This is a genomic window from Streptomyces swartbergensis (assembly GCF_002148965.1).
In the GTDB taxonomy this organism is placed as follows: Bacteria; Actinomycetota; Actinomycetes; order Streptomycetales; family Streptomycetaceae; genus Streptomyces; species Streptomyces swartbergensis.
Map to the genome: position 1 here is coordinate 1 of NZ_NGFN01000379.1, position 8,129 is coordinate 8,129.

Sequence of the window (8,129 nt, forward strand, 5' to 3'; positions counted from 1 at the left end):
CAGACCGCCCAGGAAGCCTCACAAGAAGCTCCCGACCCCGGTGAGGCCGCCGAGGACGCCCCAGACGGCACAGAGGGCGCTGACGCCCCCGCCGAGCCGCCCACCGGGCCCCTCCCGGCCGAGGCGGGCCCGGACAACGCCGGACAGGACAACGCCGGACAGGACAGCACCGGACCGGACAACGCCGACCCGGAGGACGCCGATGGCGAGACCCCGGACGACCCATCAGCGCAGGACCAGTCCGCCGGCTCGAACGACTCGGCCGGCACCCAGAGCGAGGCGTCCCAGGACGCGCCCTCCACGGCCCCGCAGGAGGAACACCCCCTCGCCTCCTACGTCCTGCGCGTCAACGGCACCGACCGCCCCGTCAGCGACGCGTGGATCGGCGAGTCCCTGCTGTACGTGCTGCGCGAGCGGCTCGGACTCGCGGGGGCCAAGGACGGCTGCTCGCAGGGCGAGTGCGGCGCGTGCAACGTCCAGGTCGACGGGCGGCTCGTCGCGTCCTGCCTGGTCCCGGCCGTGACCGCCGCCGGCAGCGAGGTCCGTACCGTCGAGGGCCTGGCCGAGGACGGGCAGCCGTCGGACGTGCAGCGGGCGCTCGCGCGCTGCGGCGCCGTGCAGTGCGGCTTCTGCGTGCCCGGCATGGCGATGACCGTGCACGACCTCCTGGAGGGCAACCCGGCGCCCACCGAGCTGGAGACCCGCCAGGCGCTGTGCGGCAACCTGTGCCGCTGCTCCGGCTACCGGGGCGTGGTGGACGCCGTGCAGGAGGTCGTCGCCGAACGCGAGGCACACTCCGCGCCCGCCGACGGCGACACCGACGGGGCCCGTATCCCGCACCAGGCGGGCCCGGGCGCCGGCGGCGTCCACGCGTCGGCCTTCGGCTCGCCCCCGGAACCGCACACTCCAGACCCTCATGACCAGCCCTACGGCCAGGACGGAGGCCCCGCGTGAGCAACGAAGCAGCCACCGCGCAGGCCGCACAGGCCGCGGAGGCCGCCCCCGCCCCCGAACCGCTGCCGCATGGCCTGGGCGTCTCCCTCCCGGCAGCGGACGCCCGCGCCAAGACGGAGGGCACCTTCCCGTACGCCGCCGACCTGTGGGCCGAGGGCCTGCTGTGGGCGGCCGTGCTGCGCTCGCCCCACCCGCACGCGCGCATCGTCTCCATCGACACCTCCCACGCGCGCGAGATGCCCGGCGTACGCGCCGTCGTCACCCACGAGGACGTCCCCGGCAGCCCGCTGCACGGCCGCGGCACGGCCGACCGCCCGTTCTTCGCCTCCGAGGTCGTGCGCCACCACGGCGAGCCCATCGCCGCCGTCGCCGCCGACCACCCGGACACCGCGCGGATGGCCGCCGCAGCCGTCATCGTCGAGTACGAGGTGCTCGACCCGGTGACCGACCCGGAGCAGGCCTTCGAGGCGGAGCCGTTGCACCCCGACGGCAACCTGATCCGGCACATCCCGCTGCGCCACGGCGACCCGGAGGCGGCCGGCGAGATCGTCGTCGAGGGCCTGTACCGCATCGGCCGCCAGGACCCCGCGCCCATCGGCGCCGAGGCGGGCCTGGCCGTACCGCGCCCGGACGGCGGTGTGGAGCTGTACCTCGCCTCCACCGACCCGCACGCCGACCGCGACACGGCCGCCGCCGCCTTCGGCCTGGAACCCGAGCGGGTCAAGGTCGTCGTCACCGGCGTGCCCGGCGCCACCGCCGACCGCGAGGACCCGAGCTTCCAGCTCCCGCTCGGCCTGCTGGCGCTGCGGACCGGCTGCCCGGTGAAACTCACCGCCACGCGCGAGGAGTCCTTCCTCGGGCACACCCACCGGCACCCCACCCTGCTCCGCTACCGCCACCACGCCGACGCCGAGGGCAGACTCGTGAAGGTGGAGGCGCAGATCCTGCTCGACGCGGGCGCCTACGCCGACACCTCCGCCGACGCCCTGGCCGCCGCCGTCGCGTTCGCCTGCGGACCGTACGTCGTCCCGAACGCCTTCATCGAGGGCTGGGCCGTCCGCACCAACAACCCCCCGTCCGGCCACGTCCGCGGCGAAGGCGCCATGCAGGTCTGCGCCGCATACGAGGCGCAGATGGACAAGATCGCCAAGAAGCTCGGCCTCGACCCGGCCGAGGTGCGGCTGCGCAACGCCATGGCGACGGGCGACGTGCTCCCGACCGGCCAGACGGTGACCTGCCCGGCCCCCGTCGCCGAACTGCTCCAGGCGGTACGGGACTTCCCGCTGCCGCCGCTGCCCAAGGACACACCCGAGGAGGAGTGGCTGCTGCCCGGCGGCCCCGAGGGCGCGGGTGAACCGGGCGCGGTGCGCCGGGGCGTGGGCTACGGCGTGGGCATGGTGCACATGCTCGGCGCGGAGGGCGCGGACGAGGTCTCCACGGCGACCGTGAAGGTCCACGACGGTGTGGCGACGGTGCTGTGCGCGGCCGTCGAGACCGGCCAGGGCTTCACGACCCTGGCCCGGCAGATCGTGCAGGAGACGCTCGGCATGGACGAGGTGCACGTGGCGCCCGTCGACACCGACCAGCCCCCGGCGGGCGCGGGCTGCCGGGGCCGGCACACCTGGGTGTCGGGCGGCGCGGTGGAGCGCGCGGCCAAGATGGTCCGCACGCAGCTCCTCCAGCCGCTCGCCCACAAGTTCGGCATGTCCACGGAGCTGCTCCAGATCACCGACGGCAAGATCACGTCGTACGACGGAGTCCTCTCGACGACCGTCACCGAGGCGCTGGACGGCAAGGAACTGTGGGCCACCGCCCAGTGCCGCCCGCACCCGACCGAGCCGCTGAACGAGGCGGGCCAGGGTGACGCCTTCGTCGGCATGGCCTTCTGCGCGATCCGCGCGGTGGTGGACGTCGACATCGAGCTCGGTTCCGTACGGGTCGTGGAACTGGCCGTCGCCCAGGACGTGGGGCGGGTCCTGAACCCCACCCAGCTGGCCGCCCGGATCGAGGCCGGCGTGACCCAGGGCCTGGGCATCGCGCTGACCGAGAACCTGCGCACCCCGCGCGGCCTGATCCGCCACCCGGACCTGACCGGTTACGCCCTCCCGACGGCTCTCGACGCGCCCGACATCCGCATCGTCCGGCTGGTCGAGGAGCGGGACGTGGTCGCCCCCTTCGGGGCCAAGGCGGTCAGCGCGGTGCCGGTGGTGACGTCCCCGGCGGCCATCGCGTCCGCCGTACGGGCCGCCACGGGCCGCCCCGTGAACCGGCTGCCGATCCGCCCGCAGGCCGCGGTGGTCACGGAACGCTCCTGATGCCCGTCCTGGACGGGGTCGTCCTGGTCACCGGCGTGATGGCGGCCGGCAAGTCGACGGTCGCCCAGGCGCTGGCGGAGACCCTGCCGCGGGCCGCGCACGTCCGCGGTGATGTGTTCCGGCGCATGATCGTGTCCGGCCGGGAGGAGTACGTCCCCGGCGCCGGGGACGAGGCCGAGGCCCAGCTCCGGCTCCGGTACCGCCTGTCGGCGGCGACGGCGGACGCGTACGCCGAGGCCGGGTTCACGGCCGTCGTGCAGGACGTGGTGCTGGGCGAGGACCTGAGGACGTACGCCGCTCTGGTGCGCACCCGGCCGCTGTACGTCGTCGTCCTCGCGCCGCGGCCCGAGGCGGTGGCCGCGCGGGAGGCGGAGCGTTCGAAGACGGGATACGGCGACGCCTGGACCGTCGGCATGCTGGACGAGGCGCTGCGCACGCGGACGCCGCGCGTCGGACTGTGGCTGGGCACCTCGGATCTGACGGTGGGACAGACCGTGGAGGCGATTCTCGCGGAAAGGGAACGCGCGAGGGTGCTCTGAGCGTCTGCTGAGGTGGACGCGTACCGAGGTGGGCGCGTAGTCGCTGGGCGCGTCGCTGTTCCGGGGCGTTGTCAGTGGTGGGGCGTACTGTTCTGGGCAGTGGGGGACGGCTGCCGGGCCTGGCCGGGCGGTCTGCCGTGCTCCGCCAGGGGACGGTGAGCAAGCACATGCGGGGGAGCCCATGAGTACGACCGACGCCGGTTCCGCGGTGATCACTCTGACCGAGTCCGAGCTGGACCCGTGGGTGACGCACGCGTCGACGAGGCACTGGCTGACCGGGCCCGGACTGCCGGGCGACAGCGGCGTGCTGAGCTTCGCCGAGCTGGACCGGGAGGGTCTGCGCACGGTGGCGGACTCGACGGGCGGCCCGCAGGACCGGCTGTCGGCGGAGCTGCGCGAGCAGCTCCTGATAGGCGGACTGCTCGGCCCCAAAGGCATGGAGACGGAGTCCGTCCTGCTGGACGGCGCGACGGGCGAGATCTCGACGACGTACTTCCTGCCCGACCGCCCCGACCTGATGGACCGCCGCCCGCTGGCGCCCTCGCTGCGAACACTGGTCCGCTTCGCCGAGGCGACGGACGAACTGGCGGGCCTGCGCGGCCAGTTCGCCTCCTACGCGGGCCGCTTCGGCCCGAAGGCGGTGGCGGAGGCCTCCCAGCACCTGCTGGCGGTGTTCCGGGACGGGACGGACGGCGAGCCGGCCCCGTTCTGGAAGATGGCGGCCCTGATCCGCCCCCTGTCCCTGGTCGCGGGCCGGTCCGGCGCATCCGGCCTGTCCCTGGACCTCCCGCACCGCCTCCTGGACCAGGAGTTCGGCCCCGGCAAGGTGGCCCGCTTCGAGGACGTCGACTTCCCCGCGACCCTCACGCACGAGCCGACCCGCCGCTTCCTGCGCGAGGTGGGCCTGCCGGAGGACGCCTACGTCTTCTCCCTGGACACGGACGTCCCCCTGGCGACATTGGCCGAGTTCTACGCCGACGCGGACACCCCGGCGCACCTCCCCGCCGGCGCCGACCGCCTGATACGCCTCGGCCACCTGGTCGAGGACAACAGCCTGGTCGTCGACGGCGCGACGGGCGCGGTCCTGAACTGGTGCGAGCCCGAGGCGATGCTGTACCCGCTGAACACGGACGTGTCGACGCTGGCGTTCACCCTCTGGCTGCTGCACCGCGAGCGGGCGATCGACGCCCAGTCGGACCACGAGCTGACGACCGACACCTACGACCAGCTGGCCATGACGATGCTCCAGGTCCTGTCGGCGGTCGACCCGACGGGCGTCACAGCGGGCAACTCGGGCCGCCACTACTGGACGGACGCGTTCCAGGACGAGGCGGGCGGGGTGCTGTAGGAGCGGGCGACGACCGACTGCTCCCGTTGCGCCCCGATTGCGCCCTGGTCGACTCCCGTACGCACCCACATGCTCGGTTCCATGGGGGATACAGGTGAGTCGAGCATCATCCCGTTACCCGACCCCGACGGACACCGGCAGCGGCCACCGGGGGCGCCGCAGCCGTGGGAGAAGGCCGACCGGGCCCAGGCCGCGATGGAAGGCGCCACCGGCCCCGAGCCGCCCGCTCCGCCCGTCTGCCCCAACTGCGGGCTTGTCGGTGACCGGCGTGTCACCTACTACGGGTGGCACGTCCTCCTCGAACCGGACATGCCGGTGCCCGCGCACATGGTGCCCGCCTGGCACCGCTGGTACGTGGACTCCAACGGGACGGCGTGGAACAGCCGCGAGGACGAGCCCGCGCCCGGTGCCGTGTGCCGTGTGCCGCATCGGATCGCCTGTCCGGGGCTGAAGCTTGAGGAGATCGGCCTCTGGCGGTGGCTGGACGCCGTTCGGGCGGAGAACGCGCGCAGGGCAAGGCGGAAGGCTGATGGGGAAGCCGACCCGGGAGCGCTTCCCGATGCTGGCTAGTGCCGCCGGGTGCAGGCTGACCGCCCGCTCCCGTGGAAGATTCCCAGGGCGAATAGGCTGGTCACGCCCGACCCGGGGTCCTACGTCAATGACGGCCCCACGCCGAATCCCGTGACGGTGCGAACGGGCTACAACTACACATGGGTCATGTTCCGCCCGAACGACGGTCTGTGCTCCGCGGGCTGGCGACGGAGCGGCCCTCCGGCTCAGGACAGCACCCGGTAGGTCAGGTGCGTGACCAAGGTCGCCGGCCGGGACTTCACCTGTTCCAGTTTCAGCGGCGGGACGCCCTCGAACAGGCGCGTGCCTGCGCCGAGTGTGAACGGCACGATGTGCAGCCGCAGCTCGTCGATCAGGCCGGCGGTGAGGTACTGGTTGATGGTGGTCGCGCCGCCGAGGATCAGGACATCGTCGTCGCCGGCCGCCGCACGTGCCTGTGCCAGTGCCGACGCGATTCCGTCGGTGACGAAGTGGTAGGTGGTGCCGCCGTCCATCGGCTGTGGCTCGCGTGGGTGGTGCGTGAGCACGAACACCGGCGCGTGGAACGGCGGATTGTCGCCCCACCAGCCGTTCCACTGCCGGTCCCACTCGCCGCGCACGGGGCCGAACATGTTGCGGCCCATGATGAATGCTCCGGCGGCGGCCAACAGGTCGACCTCGGCCCGGTTCTCGTCAGGGGTGTCGAACATCCAGGCGTGCAGCTTGTCACCCGTGCCGTCGCCGCCGTCGTCGCCGAACGGGCGTTCCTCGGTCTGGTCGAGCCCCGCGGAGTAGCCGTCCGCCGAGATCGTGATGTCGCAGAGCACCCTGCCTGTTCTTTCGGCCATCGTTCTCTCCTCCTCGTAACGATCTCCGTCACCTTCGGGTGAGCTTCCTGCCAGGCGTCAGCATGAACAAGGAGGCGTACGACCAAGGTCCCAGGCGGGGACCGTCTCGCGACAGGGGTCAAAGTGCCGCGTGGCCCTTACCCTGGCCGTCATGACCGCCCCGAAGCCGCGTGACGCAGATGTCGTGGAAGCCGATGACCTGCCCTCCGCCCCCGCGGTGGACGAGACCGTGCTGGGGCGGACGTATCGGGCGCTGAGCTTCGGGATCGTTTCCGTGGTGCTGCTGATCGCCTTCGAGGCGACGGCCGTCGGTACGGCGATGCCCGTCGCGGCGCGGGAGTTGGACGGGGTGTCGCTGTACGCGTTCGCGTTCTCCGGGTACTTCACGACCAGTCTGTTCGGGATGGTGCTCTCCGGGCAGTGGTCGGACCGGCGCGGGCCCCTCGGGCCGTTGACGACGGGCATCGCCTCCTTCGGGGCCGGGCTGCTGCTGTCGGGGACCGCCGGGGCGATGTGGGTGTTCATCCTGGGGCGAGCCGTGCAGGGGCTCGGCGGCGGGCTGGTGATCGTCGCGCTGTACGTCGTCGTCGGGCGGGCGTATCCGGAGCGGCTGCGGCCGGCCATCATGGCCGCGTTCGCCGCGAGCTGGATCCTGCCGTCGATCATCGGCCCGCTCGCCGCCGGCACGGTGACCGAGCAGCTCGGGTGGCGGTGGGTGTTCATCGGGATACCCGTCCTCGTCGTCTTTCCGCTCGCGCTCGCGCTGCCGCAGATACGGCGCCGGGCGGCCGGACCAGTACCTGCGGCGGAGCCTTTCCCTTCCGACGAACCCCCCTCCCTCAATCGCCGCCGCATCCGCCTGGCCCTGGCCATCTCCCTCGGCGCCGGCCTCCTCCAGTACGCCGCCCAGGACCTGCGCCCCCTCTCGCTCCTGCCGGGCGCGGCCGGACTGGCCCTGTTGGTGCCGGCCGTGCTCGGGCTGCTCCCGCGCGGCACCTACCGGGCCGCTCGCGGGCTGCCGTCCGTCGTGCTGCTGCGCGGCGTCGCCGCGGGGTCCTTCATCGCCGCGGAGTCCTTCGTGCCGCTGATGCTGGTGACGCAGCGCGGGCTCAGTCCGACGCTGGCCGGGTTCTCGCTCGCCGCGGGCGGCGGGACGTGGGCGCTGGGCTCGTGGGTGCAGTCGCGGACGCGGTTCGAGCCGTACCGGGAGCGGTTGACGACTCTCGGCATGCTGCTGGTGGCGGCGGCCATCGCCACCGCGCCGAGTGTGCTGATCGACTCCGTGCCCGTGTGGACCCTGGCCGTCGCCTGGGCCTTCGGCTGCTTCGGCATGGGCCTCGTCATCTCCTCCACGAGCGTGCTCCTGCTCAAACTCTCCGCCCCCGAGGAGGCCGGCACCAACTCCGCCGCCCTCCAAATCTCCGACGGCCTCTCCAACGTCGTCCTGCTCTCCGCCGGCGGCGCCGCCTTCGCCGCCCTCGGCGGCGGCACGGTCACCCACACCACCGCCGACACCACCGGCTCCCACCCGGCGGCCTTCACCGCGGTGTTCCTGCCGATGGCGGGGGTGTGGGTG

General features: G+C 73.2%; 7 protein-coding genes. 6 read left to right on the plus strand and 1 reads right to left on the minus strand.

The window, feature by feature from the left end:
• From CA983_RS37105 to CA983_RS37125, 5 genes are all read left to right on the plus strand, one after another.
• The coding region (locus tag CA983_RS37105) for a (2Fe-2S)-binding protein (protein ID WP_244207249.1) at window positions 1-954 on the plus strand (954 nt) is incomplete at its 5' end.
• Window positions 951-3,269: a xanthine dehydrogenase family protein molybdopterin-binding subunit gene (locus tag CA983_RS37110; protein ID WP_086605132.1), complete on the plus strand. Its 2,319-nt coding sequence runs from the start codon at window positions 951-953 to the stop codon at window positions 3,267-3,269. The genes CA983_RS37105 and CA983_RS37110, both read left to right, overlap by 4 nt.
• On the plus strand, window positions 3,269-3,808 hold the full coding sequence (locus CA983_RS37115; protein WP_208637118.1) for an AAA family ATPase: 540 nt from the start codon (window positions 3,269-3,271) through the stop codon (window positions 3,806-3,808). Before CA983_RS37110 ends, CA983_RS37115 begins: the two co-directional genes overlap by 1 nt.
• A 181-nt stretch (window positions 3,809-3,989) precedes the next feature.
• Window positions 3,990-5,156 (plus strand): SUKH-4 family immunity protein, encoded by a 1,167-nt coding sequence (locus tag CA983_RS37120; protein ID WP_086605133.1) that lies wholly within the window; start codon window positions 3,990-3,992, stop codon window positions 5,154-5,156.
• 81 nt (window positions 5,157-5,237) lie between these two features.
• Window positions 5,238-5,726, plus strand: a complete 489-nt coding sequence (locus CA983_RS37125; RefSeq protein ID WP_208637119.1) for a DUF6083 domain-containing protein — start codon at window positions 5,238-5,240, stop codon at window positions 5,724-5,726.
• Between the two features lie 206 nt (window positions 5,727-5,932).
• On the opposite strand, the gene CA983_RS37135 is transcribed toward CA983_RS37125, so the two are convergent.
• On the minus strand, window positions 5,933-6,553 hold the full coding sequence (locus tag CA983_RS37135) for a dihydrofolate reductase family protein (RefSeq protein ID WP_086605136.1): 621 nt from the start codon (window positions 6,551-6,553) through the stop codon (window positions 5,933-5,935).
• A gap of 151 nt (window positions 6,554-6,704) precedes the next feature.
• On the opposite strand from CA983_RS37135, the gene CA983_RS37140 reads away from it, so the two are divergent.
• Window positions 6,705-8,129 (plus strand): MFS transporter (locus tag CA983_RS37140; protein ID WP_086605138.1); only part of this gene is annotated, 1,425 nt, incomplete at its 3' end.

What these genes read in the sequence shown, in the direction of transcription:
- CA983_RS37115 (WP_208637118.1), top strand. Translation starts at nt 3,269, where the DNA reads ATGCCCGTCCTGGACGGGGTCGTCCTGGTCACCGGCGTGATGGCGGCC.
- CA983_RS37120 (WP_086605133.1), top strand. Translation starts at nt 3,990, where the DNA reads ATGAGTACGACCGACGCCGGTTCCGCGGTGATCACTCTGACCGAGTCC.
- CA983_RS37125 (WP_208637119.1), top strand. Translation starts at nt 5,238, where the DNA reads ATGGGGGATACAGGTGAGTCGAGCATCATCCCGTTACCCGACCCCGAC.
- CA983_RS37135 (WP_086605136.1), bottom strand. Translation starts at nt 6,553, where the DNA reads ATGGCCGAAAGAACAGGCAGGGTGCTCTGCGACATCACGATCTCGGCG.